Origin of the sequence: Marinirhabdus gelatinilytica (assembly GCF_003353425.1) — a bacterium.
Lineage (GTDB): Bacteria > Bacteroidota > Bacteroidia > Flavobacteriales > Flavobacteriaceae > Marinirhabdus > Marinirhabdus gelatinilytica.
In genome coordinates, this window is the sequence record NZ_QRAO01000001.1 from 1,170,329 (window position 1) to 1,191,918 (window position 21,590).

At 40.0% G+C, this 21,590-nt stretch carries 21 protein-coding genes; 12 read left to right on the top strand and 9 right to left on the bottom strand.

Going from position 1 to position 21,590, the window contains the following annotated elements; all coding sequences use genetic code 11:
* Positions 1-8: 8 nt before the first annotated feature.
* Positions 9-2,276, top strand: a complete 2,268-nt coding sequence (locus C8D94_RS05400; RefSeq protein ID WP_115122842.1) for a DUF262 domain-containing protein — start codon at positions 9-11, stop codon at positions 2,274-2,276.
* A 77-nt stretch (positions 2,277-2,353) separates the two neighbouring features.
* Positions 2,354-3,232 carry an HNH endonuclease gene (locus C8D94_RS05405; RefSeq protein ID WP_170134721.1) on the top strand — a complete coding sequence of 293 codons (879 nt, stop codon included), beginning with the start codon at positions 2,354-2,356 and terminating at the stop codon, positions 3,230-3,232.
* A 99-nt stretch (positions 3,233-3,331) separates the two neighbouring features.
* Here C8D94_RS05405 and C8D94_RS05410 read toward each other — a convergent pair whose 3' ends face one another.
* The 3 genes from C8D94_RS05410 to C8D94_RS05420 all read right to left on the bottom strand — a co-directional run bounded on the left by C8D94_RS05410 (position 3,332) and on the right by C8D94_RS05420 (position 6,787).
* The gene (locus tag C8D94_RS05410; RefSeq protein ID WP_115122844.1) at positions 3,332-4,045 is read right to left on the bottom strand and encodes a hypothetical protein; all 714 of its coding nucleotides are present in this window, start codon (positions 4,043-4,045) and stop codon (positions 3,332-3,334) included.
* A 41-nt stretch (positions 4,046-4,086) separates the two neighbouring features.
* The gene (locus C8D94_RS05415) at positions 4,087-5,418 is read right to left on the bottom strand and encodes a tyrosine-type recombinase/integrase (RefSeq protein ID WP_115122845.1); all 1,332 of its coding nucleotides are present in this window, start codon (positions 5,416-5,418) and stop codon (positions 4,087-4,089) included.
* Positions 5,419-5,806: 388 nt separating this feature from the next.
* A complete protein-coding gene (locus C8D94_RS05420) occupies positions 5,807-6,787 on the bottom strand; it encodes a GlxA family transcriptional regulator (RefSeq protein WP_115122846.1) in 981 nt (326 codons plus the stop codon).
* 138 nt (positions 6,788-6,925) lie between these two features.
* Here C8D94_RS05420 and C8D94_RS05425 point away from each other — a divergent pair, with 138 nt between their 5' ends.
* A complete protein-coding gene (locus C8D94_RS05425; protein ID WP_115122847.1) occupies positions 6,926-7,333 on the top strand; it encodes a VOC family protein in 408 nt (135 codons plus the stop codon).
* Between the two features lie 26 nt (positions 7,334-7,359).
* Positions 7,360-7,746, top strand: a complete 387-nt coding sequence (locus tag C8D94_RS05430) for a VOC family protein (RefSeq protein ID WP_115122848.1) — start codon at positions 7,360-7,362, stop codon at positions 7,744-7,746.
* A gap of 242 nt (positions 7,747-7,988) precedes the next feature.
* Here the strand turns inward: C8D94_RS05430 and acs are convergent, their stop codons facing one another.
* A complete protein-coding gene (gene acs, locus C8D94_RS05435; RefSeq protein WP_262510537.1) occupies positions 7,989-9,959 on the bottom strand; it encodes an acetate--CoA ligase in 1,971 nt (656 codons plus the stop codon).
* A gap of 349 nt (positions 9,960-10,308) precedes the next feature.
* Here acs and C8D94_RS15260 point away from each other — a divergent pair, with 349 nt between their 5' ends.
* The 4 genes from C8D94_RS15260 to der all read left to right on the top strand — a co-directional run bounded on the left by C8D94_RS15260 (position 10,309) and on the right by der (position 13,319).
* Positions 10,309-10,458, top strand: coding sequence for a hypothetical protein (locus C8D94_RS15260; RefSeq protein WP_170134722.1), 150 nt, complete (start codon positions 10,309-10,311; stop codon positions 10,456-10,458).
* A 59-nt stretch (positions 10,459-10,517) separates the two neighbouring features.
* Positions 10,518-10,979, top strand: coding sequence for an RNA methyltransferase (locus C8D94_RS05440; RefSeq protein WP_115122849.1), 462 nt, complete (start codon positions 10,518-10,520; stop codon positions 10,977-10,979).
* Positions 10,980-11,025: 46 nt separating this feature from the next.
* Positions 11,026-11,919, top strand: a complete 894-nt coding sequence (era, locus tag C8D94_RS05445; protein WP_115122850.1) for a GTPase Era — start codon at positions 11,026-11,028, stop codon at positions 11,917-11,919.
* A 98-nt stretch (positions 11,920-12,017) separates the two neighbouring features.
* Positions 12,018-13,319 (top strand): ribosome biogenesis GTPase Der, encoded by a 1,302-nt coding sequence (gene der, locus C8D94_RS05450; protein WP_115122851.1) that lies wholly within the window; start codon positions 12,018-12,020, stop codon positions 13,317-13,319.
* A gap of 128 nt (positions 13,320-13,447) precedes the next feature.
* Here der and C8D94_RS05455 read toward each other — a convergent pair whose 3' ends face one another.
* From C8D94_RS05455 to C8D94_RS05475, 5 genes are all read right to left on the bottom strand, one after another.
* Positions 13,448-14,236 (bottom strand): TPM domain-containing protein, encoded by a 789-nt coding sequence (locus C8D94_RS05455; protein ID WP_115122852.1) that lies wholly within the window; start codon positions 14,234-14,236, stop codon positions 13,448-13,450.
* A 32-nt stretch (positions 14,237-14,268) separates the two neighbouring features.
* Positions 14,269-14,706, bottom strand: a complete 438-nt coding sequence (locus C8D94_RS05460; protein WP_115122853.1) for a TPM domain-containing protein — start codon at positions 14,704-14,706, stop codon at positions 14,269-14,271.
* Between the two features lie 3 nt (positions 14,707-14,709).
* Positions 14,710-15,309: a LemA family protein gene (locus C8D94_RS05465; RefSeq protein WP_115122854.1), complete on the bottom strand. Its 600-nt coding sequence runs from the start codon at positions 15,307-15,309 to the stop codon at positions 14,710-14,712.
* Positions 15,310-15,321: 12 nt separating this feature from the next.
* Complete coding sequence (locus C8D94_RS05470; protein WP_115122855.1) at positions 15,322-15,651, bottom strand: MerR family transcriptional regulator; 330 nt, start codon at positions 15,649-15,651, stop codon at positions 15,322-15,324.
* Between the two features lie 102 nt (positions 15,652-15,753).
* Positions 15,754-16,731 carry a M23 family metallopeptidase gene (locus C8D94_RS05475; protein WP_115122856.1) on the bottom strand — a complete coding sequence of 326 codons (978 nt, stop codon included), beginning with the start codon at positions 16,729-16,731 and terminating at the stop codon, positions 15,754-15,756.
* Positions 16,732-16,851: 120 nt separating this feature from the next.
* Here C8D94_RS05475 and alaS point away from each other — a divergent pair, with 120 nt between their 5' ends.
* From alaS to C8D94_RS05495, 4 genes are all read left to right on the top strand, one after another.
* Positions 16,852-19,461 carry an alanine--tRNA ligase gene (gene alaS / locus C8D94_RS05480; protein WP_115122857.1) on the top strand — a complete coding sequence of 870 codons (2,610 nt, stop codon included), beginning with the start codon at positions 16,852-16,854 and terminating at the stop codon, positions 19,459-19,461.
* Between the two features lie 51 nt (positions 19,462-19,512).
* Positions 19,513-19,683 carry a GxxExxY protein gene (locus C8D94_RS05485; RefSeq protein WP_115122858.1) on the top strand — a complete coding sequence of 57 codons (171 nt, stop codon included), beginning with the start codon at positions 19,513-19,515 and terminating at the stop codon, positions 19,681-19,683.
* Positions 19,684-19,731: 48 nt separating this feature from the next.
* Positions 19,732-20,697, top strand: a complete 966-nt coding sequence (locus C8D94_RS05490) for a GSCFA domain-containing protein (RefSeq protein ID WP_115122859.1) — start codon at positions 19,732-19,734, stop codon at positions 20,695-20,697.
* A 237-nt stretch (positions 20,698-20,934) separates the two neighbouring features.
* Positions 20,935-21,450, top strand: coding sequence for a DUF6252 family protein (locus C8D94_RS05495; protein WP_115122860.1), 516 nt, complete (start codon positions 20,935-20,937; stop codon positions 21,448-21,450).
* Positions 21,451-21,590: the final 140 nt, after the last annotated feature.

The following is a 21,590-nucleotide window of genomic DNA, read 5'->3' on the forward strand; positions in this document are numbered from 1 at the left end:
AAATAAGAATGGGATCAACATCAAGTAACGCTCAGAATAGAGAATTAGCCGATTGGTATAGAAAAATAAAAAACGGAAATATAAAATTACCACGTTTTCAAAGGATGGAAGCTTGGGATAGAGGAAGAATAGAAAGCTATCTTGAAACAATCGTCCAAAATTTACCGATTGGGATAACACTAATCTTGAATGTGGGTTCTCAAGAAAAATTTATTTCACGATACATTAGCACAGCGGAACCTGAAACTGAAGATAAAGTAACTGAGCATCTTCTTGACGGACAACAACGATTAACGTCGTTTTGGAGAGCATTAAATAATAATTACGAATCAGAGACATATTTCGTTTATTTTCCTGAGTTTGAAGATTACGACGATTATCCTTATAATGATGAAATAACGATATTCTGTCGTACTCGTTATCTGAAAAAAGGGCAGAAGTACCCACTATGGGCAGATTCACCAAAGCAGTCTTTGAAACGCGGATTCGTACCAACTCATTTATTTAGACCAGAGGAAATTCAATCTGAAATTGATTCTTGGATTGACGAAGCTACAAAACATTTAGAACCCAAAGATTCTGAACCTGATGCACTTTCAAAGTTTAAAAAATATACAAAGTTTCAAAAAGACCTTACATTAAGAATAAACAAGTTAAGAGAAACTATTGCACATTTTAATTTGCCATATCTTTCCTTACCCGAATCAACGCCAAAAGACATAGCATTGCAAGTATTTATAAATATGAATACAAACAGCAAGCCGTTATCTATTTACGATATCATAGTTGCTGAAGTAGAAAGTGAAATGAAAAGCTCACTACACGACTTACAGGCTAACTTAGATATAAAACACCCAAAATTAAAAGACTATTTTGAACTTGAGTTTTTAATTTTAGCCACATCGGCATTATTACAAGATAAATTACCTAATCATAGGGGAATGGCAGAAATGGATAAATCCATACTTGTTTCAAATTGGGATACTTTAGAAAACTGCTTGGGTAGAATGGCAGAATTTATGGAATCCCAAGGTATTTATGATAAAGCAAGATTACCAACAAATGCAGTTCTATCAGTTATATCTGCGGCATTTTCACAAATTCCCGAAAGTGGTGATTTAGCTGGAAAAGGAGAAATCCTTCTTAAGAAATATCTCTGGTCTTCATTTTTTACCAATAGATATGAAAATTCAGCCGCTTCAAGGGCTTTTCAAGATTTTATAAATTTGAAAAGAGTATTGAATGATAAATTGAAGGAAAATTCCGAGCCATACACGGAAAAGGATATTCCTGTATTGAACAGAAAATTATATCCATTAGTAGAGAAAGAAGAACTATGGACTATTGATTGGCCTAAGAGAGTAAATATTCGTGCAAGAGCAATACTTGCAATTTCAACTTATTTAGGAGGCTACGATTTTGCAGATGGAAAACCAGTATCAAGGAAGAATATAAAAAAGAGGGAATACCATCATATATTTCCTGATGCATTGCTTTCTGAAGCTGAGATAGACGGTGATGTTGCATTAAATTGTGCTTTAATTACAGGAAAAACAAACAGAAATATAGGGCGCAAAGACCCTTTGAAATATTTATCTGAAAGATATGATTGGGCTGAAAGAGAAATTGTACATAGTAGGTTGAGCAGCCATCTAATACCTATTGAAGAGCTTGCAAATGGCGGATATGAAGGTCTCGAAAAAGAGGAAAGACTATCCAAGATTTATGAAGATTATGAATCTTTCTTAGAAAAACGTGCAGATTATGTTATGTCTGCAATTGAAGCTCTCGTTTCGGGAAAACAAATCTATGCGGATGCGATTATAAAAGATGATTTCAAACTTCCCCCAGCATTGGAAAATTTGAACAAAGAAATTGAACAGATAGAAATTTCAATTAGAGATTTAGTTAATGAGAGATTATTAGCAGTAAGCGATAATCCATTTTACCAGTTTGTCCCTGAAAGAACAAGACAAAGTGCAGAAGGAAAAATAAATTCTCATATAAAAAAGTTTCCAGGAGAAAGTTTAAACAATTATCAGTCATTCAGAAAAAAGTTAAATTTTTTTACTCTTGGGGAGTTTAAAGATTTAATCATCAAAAAAGACTGTTGGTCACAATTTGAAGATACTTTTAAATCTAAACCAAACTTAGAAAATAGATTTAATCAATTGTTCACTTTACGGAATCAGATTGCTCATAATAATGACCTCAATGATATTTTAGTTAAGGACGGTGAGGCAGCGATAATGTGGTTTAAAAGTATTTTGAATTAAGGAATATTAAAAATTTACATATTACACGAAAAGAATTTTTAGGTTACAATTACAAAGGTATAAAAGTCTTCCCAAGGTTGGATTTGCTTAGGGTTTACAAAACTATTGGCCGGTCAACCAATACCATAATTCGCAATACAGAAAACTGTATTTTTTGTGGCGATGAACTGAAAACAAACAATAAGACACATTCTCATTTAATACCGGAATTATTCGGTAAAAACTCCAGCCGAAATAATTTTGAGTGTGACAGTTGCAATGAACTATCGGGCAAATGGGAAAGTTCTGTAGGCACTTTTTTAACACCTATTAGGATTGTAAGTAGAATAAAAAACAAAAGAGGTAAAATCCCTAAGTTTAAGTCGAGGCTGGATGGGTTTGATTATCCAACGGAAATTTATGTTGATGAATCTGGCATATTCAAAGGGAAACTGGCTACAATGGATGATTTTCAACTACAAGCAGATGGTTCAGGTAGATTGGTTTTTAGGTTGGGTAGGACAAATCCTTTTCATATTTACAAGGTGTTCTTAAAAATAGCCCTTTCATTAATGCCGGAAGAGGTATTAAAAAAGGAAAGCTGGATGAAGCAACATCTTTTTAGAGAAGAAGTTGACAAGCAACTATTTCCTTGTATGTATCAAATATTTACGGACGAGATTATTTTTCCAACACCTATATTTGAATTGAAACGACTTTCCGTACATCATAAATATCATCCACAATACCTTTTGATTGCTTACTTTGGCAAGACAATGGTTGAAATTATATTACCCATTAAAAAGCCGAAAAAAAAGATTGTTATTAATATGCCACCTATCTTAGAAATTCAGAGTGTAAGGCAACGCTACGAAGTTGAAAAGATAGACTTATGTGCTACTGAAAACGCAAAATGGGATATGACTTTTAACTTTCAATTAAAGAATAAAGGTAAAGAAGTTGATTTTTCAGTATGACTGTTAATGCCACGAAACTTTAAAAGTTAACATCGATTCTTCGCCTGCATAATTTCTTAAATAAATCGATATATTATAATTTAAGTATAACTGGGAGATTTATTTAAGCTCAACAATTTCTTCTGAACGATTATCAAAAAAGAATACTCGGTCAAATCGTTTTCGCGAAAGCATAGAACCATCCAACAGGTCAAATCGAAATCCAGATGATCTATGACCTATGCCAGCAATGATAACGAGCCATTTTTCATCAATGTCAATGGGATAGGTGGGAACTAAATCTGACTTCTTGTCAATATGTTTCTGCACTTGTTCATAGTCTGCTGGCTTGACAAGTAAAGCACCTGATGATTGCCAATTGCTCCAAGTTGTATCAGATTGAACTGTCAAACTATCAATGTACTTATTTTCAACTTTGAGTCTGTGAGTGGAAACCCTAAAATTTCGTGTTTTATTTACTTGATAAATATCGTTGACCATATTAAAAAGCATATCCACATAGGATTGTTTTGAATGTTCCCTGTCCATAGGGGTTCTGGAATACCTAAAAGATACCTGTATATCCACTCCAATTTCTTCTTCAAATCGTTTTCGGGCAGAGTCTATAATTTGTTGCCTGTATCGCTCTATTTTCTTGTGCTCTCCATCTATATATCTGGTATGTTCGATAGCGATTTTCTTTTCTAAGGTCTTTGCAATAAAGTCAGGAGTTTCATTTTCACTTAAACTTGTAAAATAGATTCCGTGATCTTTATTTGAAATAAATCTTTCAATTTGGCTTCGCTCAATCGCTTTTGTTGAAGGTCTTGTCATTTAATATTAAGAATCATATTGAAGTCAGATCAATAATTAAATTAGAAATTCACCACACTATCCAAAGCATCATCTGCATCTTTGTGTATAAAATTTGCTTGATAGTTCAGCGTTGTTTTTAAATCACTATGACGATATAATTTTTGAAGCATCAGTGGATGAATTTTATCTCCTGCAATATTCCCAAAGGTATGGCGCGCGATGTGGTTAGATAGATTTTTGTCTATGTTGCACAATATGGCAAGTCTTTTCAGATATTTATTGAATAATTTGGTTGCGTTACGTTTTTTTTTGAAAACTTCCTCTTCATTAGTCGGGTCAACTTCTTTTAAAAATGGAAATACATACCCATTATTTTCGTCTCTGTGATTTTTGTAAAGTTCTAAGATTTTGGCAGCCTTTTCAGGAATTTTTAAACTAACTGGCTTTTCATTTTTATCCATTGTATAGATGAGCCTTTCATCAATGAAGTCAGACCATCTTAGCTCTACAGCGTCAGATATTCTCACACCGGCAAAATAGAAAGCTACCAGCCATACATTCTTTGTATGCCAGATAGAAGTATCTGGATCTAAGTTGACAATTTCGAGACGCTCAACTTCCTCTATTGTGAGCCCTATTTTATGACCAGAACTAATCCGAATTTTTTCTTTCTCACCACCAAAGGGATAATACTTAACATCAACTACACCATCCTTAATAGCCTTATTAAATAGTGTACGGATAAATATAAGTTGATTAGTGATTGTACGGTTTTTTTGCTCCAGATAAACTGTACAGAAATCTTTATACTTATCTAAAAACGATTCGGAAATATCTTGAAATTTCAGTGATTTCTTTTTCTTGAAATGCTTCACAGAGTCTATAAACAAATGCGTTCCTTTTCTTCCTTTACTCACTCGCTCTTTACGCCTATTTTTAATAGTAAGGATAACTTCATCTTGAGTTTTGGCGGTATCCAGATTTAAGAATTCTTCTAAATTGTAGAGAATAGATAATTCAGATTTTGCCACAGAATAAATACCTTTTTCATATTTATTCTTGACCCTCTCTGAAGCTACTGTAAAGAAAGATTTTGAACCACCAGCTCCTTTAAGCTTTTGCTTGACCTGTTTTGTGGTAAGTTCCTTTTTGGAATCAAAATAAATATCGTTTGCTTCAGTTAGTTTTTTCAGTAAGAAATTGTTGAGTTTTTTTGAATTGGGGTGCGTTCTTTTTACTCTCCCAGTTATTTTGTCCCAATCTTTTTCCAGCACATACTGTCCAGTAAATTTATAGTTTGTTTTATAATTTTCACTAATTCTTAGGGCAAGTGGAGCCGTTCCATCTTTCCTTTCTTTATTTTTACGACGAACAATCTTGATACTTGCCATAATGGTAAATGTGCTTGTAGAATACAAAGATAATTAAAAACTACAAAAGGGGTACAGAATAGGTACAGAATAATTTGGTTTTAAACGACTTCATTTAATATAAAAAATTATTAAAATACTGATAATCATATTATTTGTAGTTGTTTGTTAAGTAGAGGTGTATATTACCTCCAAGCTCATAACCCGAAGGTCACTGGTTCGAGTCCAGTTCCCGCTACTAGCAAGGCCAAGGCTTCACACAATTGTGGAGCCTTTTTTTGTGGGCTGGATACAACATCGGGACAACAATGGGTTTGTTTTCTTTACCTAATTTTGTAGCCTTTAGTTTATTCGGCATAAAAACTACTATACCTAACCAATGTTTGTTGCATTTTAATTCCGTTTCCTTTTACACGAAGACAGAAGCGCTATACTTATTCAAATAGTCCAGCGGCGTCATATCTGTAAATTTTCTGAAGACATCCCGAAACGCTTTTGGGTCTGAGTAACCCACTTCGTACATTACTTCATTGATTGTTTTTCGGCCTTTTTCCAGTTCTTTTTTTGCGGCTTCTACTTTTACCCTTTGGTGGTATTCTACCACGCTATTGGATGTTGCTTGTTTGAAGCGGCGTTCAAAAGTCCGTCTGCTCAAAGCTACTTTTTCAGATAAATCGTTTACCGCAATTTTATCTTTGAAGTGTTCTTCAATATAATTTTGTGCTTGTAATACCTTATCATCTTTATGTGTTTTTTGTCCTGCAAAAATCATAAATGGCGATTGACTGCTTCGGTCTATGTCTATCATAAAACCTTTGGCAGCCATAATGGCTGTTTCACGACCAGCATATTTTTCAATCAAGTAAATGATGAGATTGGTAAAAGCATACGCACCACCACTGGTATAGATGCCATCCGCTTCAGTCACTATTTTTTCATCGGTTAAAACAACGTTGGGAAATAATTCCCTAAATTGATTTGCAGAAGCCCAATGGGTAGAACACGGTTTCCCGTCCAATAATCCTGTGGATGCCAGGAAAAATGAAGAGATACACAAGCTCACCAATGCGGCACCATCTTTATAGTGATGAATTAACCACGGAATTAAGTCACTATTTTCCTTTAAGCTTTCTTCAAAATCTGAATGAATCGCAGGAAGGATTATCAAGTCGGTTTTTGTGATGTCACTAATCAATTTCTCAGGAACAACGGGAAACAATCCTGCATTCGCACTCGGTGTTTTTGATACCCCAACAAGGTCAATCTTAAATAATTTCTGATGCCCAGATTGTTTTGAAAACTCATTGGCCCACGTTAATATTTGGTGGGTGCCTGCGACATTCACTACACTTATATGGCCTTTTGGAATTAAAATAGATACGTGTTTCATTTGTTTTTTATTTGGCTTAACGAAAGATATAAAAAGGTTTTGTCGCAATCAACCCCTGATATTGACGTAATTACACCCGAAGAACCTTAAGTATCTATATTATCTTTGAATAACCAATAGATAAATAATAGATGTACTATGAGATCAATATGGATCAATCTTCCCGTAAAGGACCTTGAGAAATCAACTACTTTTTTTAAGGAAATAGGATTTAAACAAAACCCTAATTACAACCGAAGCGATGGAGCAAGTTTCCTTTTAGGGGAAAAAGAAATCGTGATGATGCTCTTTCCCGAAGAAACCTTTAAGAATTTCACCTACAACGAAATAGCCGACACCAATAAAGGAACCGAAGTCTTATTGAATATCGATGCCCAGAGCAAGGAAGAAGTAGATGAAATGGCAAAAACGGTAAAAAAGGCAGGGGGGAAGATCTTTGCAAAACCTGAACTATCTGAAGGTTGGATGTATGTTTTTGGCTTCGAAGACCTTGATGGCCATCGATGGAGTATGTTGTATATGGACTTTAAAAAAATCAAGAAATAGTTAACAACAATAAAAATGTAATAAGTATGAAAGCAAATCCAGTAGTATGGTTCGAGATCTATGTAAACGATTTACAGCGAGCCAAGAAATTTTATGAAACCGTTTTTAAAACTGAATTAAGCGAACTACCCCCGCCCGATACCAAAAACGAAATACAAATGCTGTCTTTCCCAATGGAAATGAACGGCGAAGGAGCGGCTGGCACCCTTGTTAAAATGAAAGGCATTGAACCTAGTGCAGGTGGCACACTTGTCTATTTTAGAAGTAACGATTGTGCAAACGAAGAAAGCCGAATAGAAGCAGCTGGTGGCAAAGTAGTTCAGTCAAAACAATCGCTTGGTGACTATGGGTTTATGGTGCTGGCAGAAGATACCGAAGGCAATATGTTTGGGATTCATTCTCAAAATAAATAGTATTCCACTGGCAGAAATACACACTAGGACCCGCTCCACTCATTAAAAAGTTATGGAAGGTTTGAATTACACCATTATTGTCAACAAACTAAAAGAAAATGTTATGACGGTAGATAAGGCTTTACAGGGAGGTATGATGAAAAATGGCCAATAGCATTGAAATATTTTAAAGAGGTTTGTGAAAACTATAAAGAATAACCATCTCAAATATGGTGAAGGACAGATTTTTTTTAGCTTAGAAATTACCCCAATGCATTGTCCAGGATGTTCTGAACTACCTCTGGATTGAGCAAAGTGCTGGTGTCTCCCAAGTTACCAGTATCCTTGCTAGCAATTTTTCGTAAAATTCGTCGCATGATCTTTCCACTTCTGGTTTTTGGTAAACCTTCAGTGAATTGAATTTTATCCAGTTTGGCTATCGGACCAATACGATCGGTTATCAGTTGGTTGATTTCTTTTCTCAAATTATCTTGATTGCGATCCTCTCCTGTTTCCTTCAGCGTGATGTAACCATAAAGTGCATTTCCCTTTATATCGTGCGGAAAGCCCACAATCGCACTTTCGGCCACAGCAGGGTGTTCGTTTATGGCGTCCTCAATGGGTGCAGTGCCTAAGTTGTGACCGCTCACTATAATCACATCGTCCACACGGCCTGTGATACGGTAATATCCCACGGCATCGCGCCTTGCGCCATCTCCTGTAAAATACATGTTTTTAAATGCGCTAAAATAGGTGTCTCGGTAACGATCGTGGTTGCCATAAATAGTACGTGCAATAGAAGGCCACGGGAACTTGATGCACAAACGGCCCTCTACTTGATTTCCTTTCATTTCTTCCCCGTTCTCATCCATCAAAGCAGGTTGAATGCCCGGTAACGGTAGGGTTGCAAAAGTAGGTATTGTAGGCGTTGAGTAAGGGATAGGGCTTATCATAATGCCACCGGTTTCGGTTTGCCACCACGTGTCTACAATGGGACTGTTTTTTTTGCCTACGTGATCGTTATACCAGTGCCAGGCCTCTTCGTTTATAGGTTCCCCTACAGTTCCTAGTACTTTAATGGAGCTAAGGTCATGCTTTTCTACAAAGTCCAGGTTCTCCTTAGCCAGGGCCCGTATGGCGGTAGGTGCCGTATAAAATTGGGTTACTTTGTGCTTTTCAACGATTTGCCAAAAACGGCTAAAATCTGGATACGATGGTACCCCCTCGAACATCACTGTGGTAGCACCATTACACAAGGGGCCATACACAATGTAGCTATGTCCAGTGATCCAGCCAATATCTGCTGTGCACCAATACACATCATCCTCCCTGTACTGAAATACATTTTTGAACGAATAGGCCGTATATACCATATAGCCACCAGTAGTGTGCACCATTCCCTTGGGTTTCCCTGTGGAGCCAGAAGTGTATAATATAAACAGAGGGTCTTCAGCATCCATAATTGTAGCCTTACAAATTGTATCTGCATTGTCCAGTAAGGGTTGTAGCCAGGTGTCACGGCCTTCCTTCATGGTCACTTCGCCTCCAGTACGTTTTACTACTAGATTTGTTTTTACGCCAGGGCACGATTCCAGGGCTTCGTCTACTATCTCTTTAAGGTTTATGGTTTTGCTTCCGCGGAAGCTTCCATCGCTGCAAATCACTATTTTACAATCGCAATCATTAATACGTGTAGCAAGGGCAGTAGCACTAAAACCTGCAAATACTACCGAGTGTACCGCACCTATGCGTGCACAGGCCAACACTGCAATAGCCAATTCAGGAATCATAGGTAGATAGATGCACACCCTGTCTCCTTTGGTTGCACCTTGTTCTCTAAGAACATTTGCCATAGTAGCTACTCGCTGGTGGAGCTCTTTATAGGTAATGTGCTGGGCATTTTCTTTGGGGTCGTTAGGTTCAAAGAGGATGGCGGTTTTGTTGGCTCGGGTGGCAAGGTGACGGTCCAGACAATTCTCGGTAATGTTCAATGTTGCACCCTCAAACCATTTTACCTCTGGTTTCGTGAAATCCCAAGACAAAACATTGTCCCATTTTTTTCGCCATAGAAAATGTTCTTCGGCTATTTCTTCCCAAAAATTTTCGGGGTTCCGTACCGACTTTCGGTATACTTGCCAGTATTCTTCAAGGTGTTTTATATGGTAGTTGCTCATAATAGTCTTTATAATGAAACCCCGTTTTTTATGTAATGCTGAAAGGTTTTCTGAATTCACTTAGAATGGGTTGTTAAATTAGCAATAAAATATGAAACCCGCCACATTTCGCAGAGCCCCAAGTGTCAGGAACAGCCAATATTTAAACTTTAAACAATTTCCCTTTTTTGTAAAATCTTACTGTACTGTAAGTTTCTTAAAACTGTCATCCCTTTTGCTTTATAACTTTTTTCAGTTAGAGCGATATTTTTAAAACATTATTCCTGCTGAAGGGGTTGATTATTTGTGAGCCTCAATGTGCTTTAAACCTTTGTTAAAAGGTACTTTAGGTAAAGATTAACAAACAAATAATACCGTGTTAACACAAATGAAGCGTGTGAATGCTTTCTTTGTGAAAAAATAATTGCCAATGCCCCTATTAGTTGAAAAGAAAGATACCCAGACCGTATCTAACAAGAAAGCAGAGAAGTTTGAATTCGATTTTAATCTATTTGTCCCAAATGAGGGAATGAGATTTGATGAGATTTACGATATCTTCGAAAAACCCAAAGCATCATAGATAGCTATTACGAATAGATAGTTTTTTTTGATTCTTGGACAACAAAGTATCTTTGTTGTATGCAACCCAATAACTTCACCACCGAATTCTTTGGAATTGGAATCCTCCACGGAAAGACTCCCGAAAACCTTGGCGTGCTTTGGCGTACTGCCCAAAACCTGGGGGCCAGTTTTATCTTTACCGTTGGCAAACGTTACGCAAATCAAGCCAGCGATACGCACAACGCCGTAAAGTCTATGCCCTACTTTCATTACAAAACTTTTGATGATTTCTTCAGCCACCTTCCTAAAGGCGTTAGGATTGTAGGTGTAGAGAAAACCGAAAAAGCACAAAACCTCGAAGATTTCGAACATCCCAAACGTTGCGTCTACCTTTTGGGTGCCGAAGACAATGGTCTCACCAACGAAGCTATTGAAAAATCACACTTTTTGGTCCAATTCCCTTCAGAATATAGCTTAAATGTTGCTGTCGCCGGGAGTATAGTACTATACGACCGCTCGAGGAACAAACCAAAAATTTAAAGGTTTTTTAAGGCTTCAAGCTTCGTGAAGGCCGTACCTTTGCAGTATGCAGGAACAAAGTCACAAAGCTGGATTTGTAAATATCATAGGAAACCCAAACGTGGGGAAAAGTACGTTGATGAACGCTTTTGTAGGGGAGCGGCTTTCCATTATTACCAATAAATCGCAAACCACCCGCCACCGTATCTTGGGTATCGTTAATGGAGACGACTTCCAGATGATACTCAGCGACACGCCGGGGATCATAAAACCTGCGTATCAACTTCAGGAAAGTATGATGGACTTTGTGAAATCTGCTTTCGAAGATGCCGATGTGTTGTTGTATATAGTGGAGTTGGGCGAAAAAGAGTTGAAGGACGATGCCTTTTTCAACAAAATAACCAATGCTAAGATTCCCGTACTCTTGCTCATCAATAAAATTGATAAGGGGAACGAAGAACTTTTAAGTGCAGCTGTAGACCATTGGAAAGAAAAAGTACCCAATGCCGAGGTGTTTGCCATTTCAGCATTGCAGAATTTTGGCGTAACCGAAGTCTTCAACCGCATTGTAGCACTACTTCCTGAAAACCCACCTTTTTATCCCAAGGACCAACTCACCGATAAGCCCGAACGTTTCTTCGTGAATGAAATTATCCGTGAAAAAATATTGATGCACTACAAAAAAGAGATCCCTTATTCCGTAGAGATTGATACCGAAGAATTTTTTGAAGAGGAAAACATCATCCGCATACGCTCCGTGATTATGGTAGAGCGTGAAACACAAAAAGGAATTATAATTGGCCATAAAGGATCGGCGCTTAAAAGAGTAGGGGTAGAGGCCCGTAAGGATCTGGAAAAATTCTTTGGAAAACAGGTGCATCTAGAGACCTACGTAAAAGTGAACAAAAACTGGCGTAGCGACGATAGGCAATTACGCAGGTTTGGCTACAATAATAAGTGAATAGTAAGCAGGAGGTTATGAAAATAATTTTAACTGCAAACTGCCACTGTCAACTGCCAACTAAAACCTAACTTTGCAGTCCATAAGAATTTAGAACTATGAGTATTGTTGCCATTGTAGGAAGACCCAACGTAGGAAAATCCACTTTTTTTAATCGCCTTATCCAACGTCGTGAAGCCATTACCGACGCCGTGAGCGGTGTTACCCGAGATCGTCACTACGGAAAGAGCGACTGGAATGGGAAAGAATTTTCTTTAATAGACACGGGAGGCTATGTAGTGGGAAGCGACGATATTTTTGAAGCAGAAATAGACAAACAAGTAGAACTTGCCATAGATGAGGCAGATGCCATTATCTTTATGGTAGATGTTGAGACCGGCGTAACCGGGATGGACGAAGAGGTTGCCGAACTTCTCCGTAAGAGTGGAAAACCCTATTTCCTTGCAGTAAACAAAGTAGATAGTGCAAAACGTGAGAACGATGCGGTAGAATTTTATTCGCTGGGGGTTGAAAAATATTATACTATTTCCAGTATTAACGGAAGTGGCTCGGGCGACTTGCTGGACGACCTTGTAAAAGTACTCCCCGATGAGTCCGAAAATGATGAAGAACAACTCCCAAGATTTGCCGTGGTTGGACGACCCAATGCTGGTAAATCTTCTTTTATCAATGCATTGATTGGTCAAGATAGGTTTGTGGTGACCGATATTGCAGGGACCACCCGCGATAGTATTGATACCAAATACAACCGTTTTGGGTTTGAATTCAACTTGGTAGATACGGCTGGGATAAGAAAGAAAAGCAAGGTAAAGGAAGACCTTGAGTTTTATTCTGTAATGCGTAGCGTCCGCGCCATTGAACATTGCGATGTTATTTTGCTGGTTTTTGATGCCACACGCGGATTCGATGGTCAGGTACAGAACATCTTTTGGCTCGCAGAGCGCAACAACAAGGGTGTAGTGATTTTAGTGAACAAATGGGATTTGGTTGAAAAAGACAACCAGAGTACCAAGGACATGGAGGCTTACGTCCGCCAACAGTGCGAACCGTACACCGATGTTCCAATCGTATTTATATCGGCATTGACCAAACAACGTATCTACAAGGCCATTGAAACTGCCGTTGAGGTTTATAAAAACCGAACCAAAAAGATAAAGACCTCAAAGCTCAACGATACCATGCTCCCCATTATTGAAGCGTTCCCGCCGCCACAGTACAAAGGAAAATATGTAAAGATAAAATACTGCACACAGCTTCCCACTCCGTATCCCGCCTTTGCGTTTTTTGCCAACCTGCCGCAATATGTAAAGGAACCTTACAAACGCTTTATAGAGAACAAAATCCGCCAGGAGTTTGATTTTACGGGTGTTCCGGTAACTATTTATATTAGGAAGAAGTGATGTATAGATGTACTGGGCTATTTTTTCGGTAGTACTAAATGTTTATACGGATTCAACCACCACCAAACCCAGCTCCAAAAAGTTTATGAATTAATTCGTAATTCGTACCTCGTAAATCATACTTGAAATCACCAACTCCCAGAAGCACCGCCACCTCCAAAGCCTCCGCCGCCAAAGCCCCCACCGAAGCCACCACCACCGCCGCCAAAGCTGCCCCCACCACCAAAGCCTCCTGTACGTCCCATATTGCTCAAAATAATTACATCCAGCAAACTGCTGCCACGGCCACTACCACCGTTGTGCTTACCGCCCCCTTTGTCACGACGCCTTAAAATGACCATAAAAATTATGAAGATAGCCACGACGATCACAAATTGTATCCAGTCATAATTTTTTTCTAGATCTCTGGTTTCTACAAACTCACCGTTCAAAGCTTGAAAAATAGCATCGGTCCCTAGGTCCAAACCGGCGTAATAGTTATTGTTTTTAAACTGTGGGATCATCACCCGGTTAATGATGCGCTCGGCCATTCGGTCGGTCATACGGTATTCTATTCCGTAGCCAGTGTTAATGTCTATTTGCCTATCTTCTTTGGAAAGTAGGATAAAGATCCCATTGTCTTTATTGGCTTGTCCAACCCCCCATGCTTGCCCCCATTTGGCTCCCACCATAGAAATATCATCACCATTCAGAGTATTTATAATAGCGACCACGATTTGGGTTGAGGTAGTATCGGCATAATTGATAAGTTTTTGCTCCAGAGCACCCTTTTGCGTAGTTGTAAGCAGATTTGCTTGGTCGTAGACTGAAGTTTCAATTCTCGGTTTTTCAGGAATTGTAAATTGCGCAAATACTGGAGTTGTGCATACCAATAAAATTAAGGTATAAATAAATGTTCTGTTCTTAAGAAATTCCACCCTCGCGCTATTTTTGACTAATGACCATTATTTCACCCCACCGAAATATCATCCGGTAGTTCGTTTGTATCTTTCTTGCTATACGGAAAATGCTTTTTAAGTTGCTCTCCAGCCTGTAGGATGCCATCTACCAATCCCTGCATGATATCCCCTTTTTTAAACTGTTTTATAATGGCCTCGTTGGTGCTTTCCCAAAAGTGTGGAGGCACTTTGTCGTTTATGCCTTTATCGCCCATAATAACAAGTGTGCGATCTTCTACGGCAATGTAGATGAGCACCCCGTTGCTCAATTTTGTGTTGTTCATGTGCAGGAAATCAAATACTTCGGCAGCACGGTCAAAAGCATCTGCATTGCTATGGGCTTCCAAGTGAACACGTATTTCTCCCGAGGTATTCTTCTCGGCAGTGCGGATGGCTTCAACTACAGCGTGCTCTTCTTCAGCGGTAAGGAAATCTTCTACTTTGGACATGGTCTAGCTATTAAAATCGAATTCAACTTCTGGGGCATTCTCGGCACCTTCGTCTGCTTTAAAGTAGGCACGTTCGTCAAAGCCCAGCATACCTGCAAATAGTTTCGCTGGAAATTGCTTTATCTCCACATTCAATTCTCTTGCAGCTTCGTTAAACCGGTTGCGTTCTACGTTTATTCGGTTTTCGGTACGTTCCAGCTCGTTGATGAGTTCCTTGAAGTTCTCATTGGCCTTTAAGTCTGGATATCGTTCAAAAACAGCTAGCAGTCGCGAGAGCGCAGAGGTCAGTCCTGCCTGTGCCTGTTGGAATTGCTGCAATTGCGCCGGTGTAATATTACTGGGGTCTATTTGGATGGAAGTTGCTTTGCTGCGCGCTTCGGTTACTTTAATGAGTGTGCTCTGTTCAAACTCTGCATAACCCTTTGCGGTGTTAACAATATTAGGGATTAGGTCTGCACGGCGCTGGTAGGCACTCTCTACATTTCCCCATTGTGCCGAAACGTTTTCATCCAACGGCACCAAGCGGTTGTTAAGGTTGGCCAGATAGGCTCCCGCTAATAATACAATACCTACAATAATGATGAGAGGTAACCATTTTTTCATGATAGTTTAGTTTTATAGTTGGTCTTTTATTTTCAGTAGCTCGGCCTTTACGGTTTCGAGTTTCCTGATAATTTCAAAATTTGAAAGTGTTTCTTTTTTGTTCTCCTTTAAATGTATTTTGGCACCTTCCAGCGTAAACCCACGCTCTTTTACCAAGTGGTAGATAAGCTCTAGGTTCTTTATATCGGCAGGGGTGAATTTTCGGTTGCCCTTAGCATTTTTCTTGGGTTTCAGTGCATCGAACTCTTTTTCCCAAAAACGGATGAGCGATGTATTCACATCGAACGCTTTGGCCACCTCGCCAATGCTGTAATATAATTTTTCGGGAAGTTCTACGTGCATACTACTCAATTACTACACGAAAATAGTGAAAAGAATTTCAAATTACAGCTTTAAAAATCTGCAATCTAAAACCTGTCCGTCCGGCAGGCGGGTCAACAACCGTTAATCCAAGGATTGGTTTTCCTGTTGCGATTTCTTCAAGAGTTCGGCAAATTCTTCGGGGCTCAAGTTTCCGTAGTAGAAATTGATGGGGTTGATGCGCTCGCCATCCTTAAACACCTCGTAGTGCAAGTGAGGGGCTTCGCTACGCCCAGTGCTGCCCACAAAACCTATTAGATCGCCACGTTTTACCTTTTGTCCCTTGCGGATGTTGTATTTGTAGAGATGCGCATACAAGCTCTCGTAGCCGTAGCCGTGGTCTATACGTATGTGGTTTCCGTAACCAGAGGCACTATTGTCTGCCCGGCTCACCACACCATCTCCGCTGGCATACACCGGAGTGCCTCGAGGAGCTGTAAAGTCCATTCCCCAGTGCATTTTTCTTGCTTTGGTAAAGGGGTCGGTCCTATACCCATAACCAGAGGCCATGCGGGTAAGATCTTCGTTATTTACGGGTTGTATGGCGGGAATTGCAGCAAGTAGTTTTTCCTTTTCTTCGGCCAGGGCCGCAATTTCGTCCAAGGAGCGGGATTGTACCACAATTTGTTTGGTCAGGATATCCAAGCGTTTATTTGCGGTAACAATAAGTTTGGAATTATCAAAACCTTCCAAGTCCTTGTACCGGTTCACCCCGCCAAAACCAGCTTTTCGTTGTTCCTCGGGAATGGGATTGGCTTCAAAATAAACTCGATATAAATTGTTGTCGCGGTCTGCCAACTCATTCAACACCGTCTCGGCTTGGTCCATTTTACGGTTCAGCAAGTCGTATTGCAGTTCCATATTCGCCAGTTCACGCTTAAGGGTTTTTTCTTTTGGGGTTTCAATTCCTGGTATGTTCAAATAAAAAACCAGCAATAAAAAACCGCTCAGCAACATCCCGAGCAAGCTCAAAAGAAAGATACCCAGTTTTCGGCCTTTTTTCTTTTCAATTTTTCGGTAGGAGAGGGTCTCGCTATCGTAGTAATATTTAACCTTAGACATACGCTAAAAAAATCCTATTTTTGCGGTGTTGGACGTGTTACGCTTTAAGTAACGCCTCACAAAGATATAAATTGTTTTTACGTGTCAAAATTGGCTCGTTGTTACCATAAACATATACAGATGAAATCTAGCGAGATACGCTCACAATTCCTTCAGTTTTTTAAGTCGAAAGCACACAAAGTGGTTCCTTCGGCACCCATGGTCTTAAAAAATGACCCTACCTTAATGTTCACAAATGCAGGAATGGTACCGTTCAAGGAGTATTTTCTGGGCAACAAGGAAATTAAGGAGCCTCGTGTGGCCGACACCCAAAAATGCCTGCGCGTGAGCGGGAAGCACAACGATTTGGAAGAAGTGGGGATGGACACCTACCACCATACTATGTTCGAGATGTTGGGGAACTGGAGCTTTGGCGATTATTTTAAGGAGGAAGCCATTGCTTGGGCTTGGGAATTTTTAACTGGAATCTGTAAGATTGACAAGGACATCCTCTACGTTACGATTTTTGAAGGCGATGCAAGTGACGACCTGGACCGCGATACTGAAGCATACAATTTCTGGAAACAACATATTGCCGAGGACCGAATCCTGAACGGAAACAAAAAGGATAATTTTTGGGAAATGGGCGAACAGGGTCCCTGCGGGCCGTGTTCCGAGATACACGTGGATATTCGTTCTGCCGAAGAAAAAGCAAAAGCTTCTGGTGCTAGCTTGGTGAATCAAGACCATCCGCAAGTAGTGGAGATATGGAACTTGGTATTTATGCAATTCAACCGAAAAGCAGACGGAACCCTTGAAAAACTACCTGCACAGCACGTAGATACTGGGATGGGTTTTGAGCGTTTGGCCATGGTGCTTCAGGGCAAGCAAAGTAATTACGATACCGATGTATTCACCCCGCTCATTCGTGAAGTGGAAGCCATTGCCAATAGTAAATATGGAAAGGATGAAAAGGTGGATGTTGCCATTCGGGTAATCTCTGATCACGTTCGTGCAGTGGCCTTTAGTATTGCCGATGGGCAATTGCCTAGCAATACAGGAGCGGGTTATGTAATACGTAGAATCTTGAGACGGGCCATCCGCTACGGATTTACATTCCTGAGTACGAAAGAACCTTTTATCTATAAATTAGTAGAAACGCTCACGAAGCAAATGGGGGATGCCTTCCCAGAACTGAAAAAGGAAAAAAACTTGATCACAAACGTTATCAAAGAGGAAGAGGCTTCATTTTTACGCACCTTGGACCAAGGTTTGGTATTGCTGGAAAATATTATTGAACAAAGCAACGAAAAGGAAATTTCAGGGGCCAAAGCATTTGAGCTGTATGATACCTTTGGCTTCCCCATAGATTTAACCAGCCTTATACTGCGCGAGCGAGGTTTCAGTTTAAACGAAGAAGAGTTCAACGTAGAGCTACAAAAACAAAAAGACCGGTCCCGTGCTGCAACCAAGGTAGCCACTGGCGATTGGGTAATACTGCAAGACGATGCCGTTGAAGAATTTATAGGGTATGATACGTTAGAGACAAACGTAAAAATTACCCGTTATCGAAAGACAGAAAGCAAAAAGGAGGGCGAACTTTACCAATTGGTCTTCAATTTAACACCCTTCTACCCCGAAGGCGGCGGACAAGTAGGGGACAAAGGATATTTGGAAGCCTCCAATGGTGAGGTGGTGTATATCGTGGACACCAAAAAGGAGAACAACGTCATCGTCCATTTTGCAAAAAACCTTCCCCGCAACGTAAAGGACACTTTTACCGCCGTGGTAGATGCAAAACAACGTAGCCGAACAGCCTCTAACCATACCGCCACCCACTTGTTGCACCAAGCGCTCCGTAATATTTTGGGAGAACATGTGGAACAAAAGGGAAGTATGGTGCATAGTGGATACCTGCGTTTCGATTTTTCACATTTCAGCAAGGTGACCGATGAAGAACTGCGTGAGGTGGAAGATTTTGTAAATGCACGAATCCGTGAAGGCATTCCGCTGGAAGAAAAGCGAAACATTCCCTACCAACAAGCTATAGACGAGGGTGCCATCGCTCTGTTTGGCGAGAAGTATGGAGACGCCGTTCGCGCCATTAAGTTTGGAAAGTCCATGGAACTGTGTGGAGGTACGCACGTTCCGAATACTAGCGATGTGTGGCATTTTATCATTACTTCTGAAGGTGCTGTGGCCAGTGGTATACGTAGGATCGAAGCCATTACCGGCGATAAGGCAAAAGGATATTTTGAAGAACGCAGTAAAGCTTTTAGAGACGTTCAGAAATTATTGAACAACACAAAGGATCCTGTTTCGGCCATCGAAAAACTTCAAGAGGATAACAATGCCCTTCAAAAACAGATTGAAGCGTTGCTGAAGGATAAGGCCAAGAATATTAAAGGCGACCTAAAAAACGAGATAGAGGATATAAACGGCGTTAACTTCTTGGCAAAAGAAGTAGACCTGGACGCAGGGGGGCTAAAAGACCTCGCCTTTGAACTGGGCGGAGAGGTAGAGCATCTCTTTGTGCTCTTTGGAAGCAAAAAAGGAGGGAAGGCTATCTTGACCTGTTATATCTCCAAAGATGTTGTAGCCGAGAAAAACCTGAATGCTGGACAGATAGTTAGGGAGCTGGGCAAGCACATCCAGGGCGGCGGCGGCGGACAGCCATTTTTCGCCACTGCAGGTGGTAAAAACCCTGATGGGGTCGGGGAGGCTTTAAAGGAGGTGAGGAAATATATTTAATTAACTTTATACAAATTTTACCACAGAGGCACAAAGAACACAGAGCAAAATATGACAGAAAAAGAATTGACTTCTAAAATCATAGATGCTGCATTAGCTCCCATACATACAGCACAACTCCTGACATATTTAAAACTTACCGAAAAGCGCTTGGGTTTATTGATGGATTTTAATTCAGTAAAAATTGTTGATGGTATAAAAAGGGTTGTTAATGGCTATTAACCCTGTGCCCTCCGTGCCTCTGTGGTATCTTTTTTCCGATATAATTTTATGAAACTACAAACCACCATACCACTCACCCCCGAAACACACCAAATAGACTACAAATCCAAGGTGCTACTGTTGGGCTCTTGCTTTACAGAAAACATAGGTGGAAAGCTGGACTATTTTAAGTTTCAGAATATGCAGAACCCCTTTGGGATCGTGTTTCATCCCTTGGCTATTGAAAAAGTGGTGGAGCGTGCTGTAAAGAATATTTCTTTTACCGCACATGATGTGTTTGAACGTGATGGACAATGGTTCAGTTTTGAGGCGCATTCTTCGGTTACGGCACTTTCACAAGAGGATTTGGTTGTGTTGTTGAACAAACGACTGGAAGAATTTTCAAAGTATCTTTCGGAAGCTTCGCATGTAGTTATCACCTTCGGGACTGCCTGGGTTTACAAGCATAACGCATTAAATAGAGTGGTGGCCAATTGCCATAAAGTTCCGCAGAAAAACTTTTCGAAAGAATTACTTTCAGTCGGTTCTATTTCAGAAAGTCTGAAAAACACGGCTTCGCTTATTTTGGGAACAAATCCTTCTGCATCTATTATTCACACCGTTTCGCCCGTTAGGCATTTAAAGGATGGTTTTGTTGAGAATTCCACCAGTAAAGCACATTTATTGGCAGGGATTCACAAATACAATACCCTGCAGTTCACAACCTCCCATCAAAGCTCTTCGTATTTTCCTTCCTATGAGATTATGATGGACGAGTTGCGGGACTACCGTTTTTATACTGAGGATATGTTGCATCCCACTCCTACGGCGGTACACTATATCTGGAAGAGATTCAAGCAGGTGTGGATTGCCTCGGAAACTGAATCTGTTCAAAAAGAAATTGATACTATACAAAAAGGTTTGCTGCACCGCCCTTTTAATCCTGAAAGTGAACAGCATCTAAAATTTCAACAAGACCTTCAGCAAAAAATTGAAAAACTAAAACAGGAGCTACCACATCTTAGCTTTTCATAAATAAAAAAGACTACCACCCGATTTCAACCGTGCTAGACAAACCTTAAACCTATCGTGTTGCCACCGCATCACCCACCAAGTTCCCACCACACGAAGTGCGAGCAAACCAACCCGTGCACTACCAGCAACTTTAGTTGAGTCCTAAAGCCTACCATCTACCAACAATACGTCAATTGCCCTATTGATTGTCCTAGTCGCATCCCGCACCTTTGTACCATAAACTTAAAAACCTTAATTATGAAGACTTTAAAAAAATTAACTTTCTTATTATTTGTGAGCCTCGCAGTAATGGCTTGTAATAAAAGCGATGATGATGGTGGTGATGATCCACAGGGAGGTGTGGGTTCTTTCACGGCTCAGGTAGATGGCAGTTCCTTTACTGGAATAACTGGTACAGTGGTAGCCCAGCTATCCAATAACGGCACAGCTCTAGCGGTTAGCGGAGGTACAAACGACTCAGAAAACTTACAGATTATACTAACAGCATTTGATGGTGTAGGGACCTATCAACTGGGCTTAACAAACATTGGTTCGTATGCTTTCTTGCCAGACCCTAGCAATCCAGACCCTTCTACCGTAGTGACCTACACCACTGTAAACGGTACGAGTAGTAATGGAGAGATCAACATTTCGAGTTTTGATGGAGACACTGTTGCAGGTACTTTCAGTTTTACTGCGTTCAACCCCCAAAACACCAGTGAGAGCGTTGAGGTTACCAATGGTGAATTCAATATTGAGGTAACCAACCAGTAAGCACATATTAGCCACATAAAAGAAAATCTCAAGTGTTGAGGTTTTTACGTGGAGCCGGGAGTAGGACTTAGTCTTTCTTCCGGTTTTTTTTTAGCTTTTGAAGGGGGAACTTCTTAATTATCAATATTCCTAAAACCAGT

Excerpts from the sequence above, each read along its gene's own strand:
- C8D94_RS05430 (WP_115122848.1), top strand. The coding sequence starts at position 7,360 with ATGAAAGCAAATCCAGTAGTATGGTTCGAGATCTATGTAAACGATTTA.
- C8D94_RS05420 (WP_115122846.1), bottom strand. The coding sequence starts at position 6,787 with ATGAAACACGTATCTATTTTAATTCCAAAAGGCCATATAAGTGTAGTG.
- C8D94_RS15260 (WP_170134722.1), top strand. The coding sequence starts at position 10,309 with ATGCCCCTATTAGTTGAAAAGAAAGATACCCAGACCGTATCTAACAAG.
- alaS (WP_115122857.1), top strand. The coding sequence starts at position 16,852 with ATGAAATCTAGCGAGATACGCTCACAATTCCTTCAGTTTTTTAAGTCG.
- C8D94_RS05470 (WP_115122855.1), bottom strand. The coding sequence starts at position 15,651 with ATGCACGTAGAACTTCCCGAAAAATTATATTACAGCATTGGCGAGGTG.
- era (WP_115122850.1), top strand. The coding sequence starts at position 11,026 with ATGCAGGAACAAAGTCACAAAGCTGGATTTGTAAATATCATAGGAAAC.
- C8D94_RS05485 (WP_115122858.1), top strand. The coding sequence starts at position 19,513 with ATGACAGAAAAAGAATTGACTTCTAAAATCATAGATGCTGCATTAGCT.
- C8D94_RS05460 (WP_115122853.1), bottom strand. The coding sequence starts at position 14,706 with ATGTCCAAAGTAGAAGATTTCCTTACCGCTGAAGAAGAGCACGCTGTA.
- C8D94_RS05425 (WP_115122847.1), top strand. The coding sequence starts at position 6,926 with ATGAGATCAATATGGATCAATCTTCCCGTAAAGGACCTTGAGAAATCA.
- der (WP_115122851.1), top strand. The coding sequence starts at position 12,018 with ATGAGTATTGTTGCCATTGTAGGAAGACCCAACGTAGGAAAATCCACT.
- C8D94_RS05440 (WP_115122849.1), top strand. The coding sequence starts at position 10,518 with ATGCAACCCAATAACTTCACCACCGAATTCTTTGGAATTGGAATCCTC.
- C8D94_RS05475 (WP_115122856.1), bottom strand. The coding sequence starts at position 16,731 with ATGTCTAAGGTTAAATATTACTACGATAGCGAGACCCTCTCCTACCGA.
- C8D94_RS05495 (WP_115122860.1), top strand. The coding sequence starts at position 20,935 with ATGAAGACTTTAAAAAAATTAACTTTCTTATTATTTGTGAGCCTCGCA.
- C8D94_RS05465 (WP_115122854.1), bottom strand. The coding sequence starts at position 15,309 with ATGAAAAAATGGTTACCTCTCATCATTATTGTAGGTATTGTATTATTA.
- C8D94_RS05400 (WP_115122842.1), top strand. The coding sequence starts at position 9 with ATGGGATCAACATCAAGTAACGCTCAGAATAGAGAATTAGCCGATTGG.
- C8D94_RS05490 (WP_115122859.1), top strand. The coding sequence starts at position 19,732 with ATGAAACTACAAACCACCATACCACTCACCCCCGAAACACACCAAATA.
- C8D94_RS05410 (WP_115122844.1), bottom strand. The coding sequence starts at position 4,045 with ATGACAAGACCTTCAACAAAAGCGATTGAGCGAAGCCAAATTGAAAGA.
- C8D94_RS05415 (WP_115122845.1), bottom strand. The coding sequence starts at position 5,418 with ATGGCAAGTATCAAGATTGTTCGTCGTAAAAATAAAGAAAGGAAAGAT.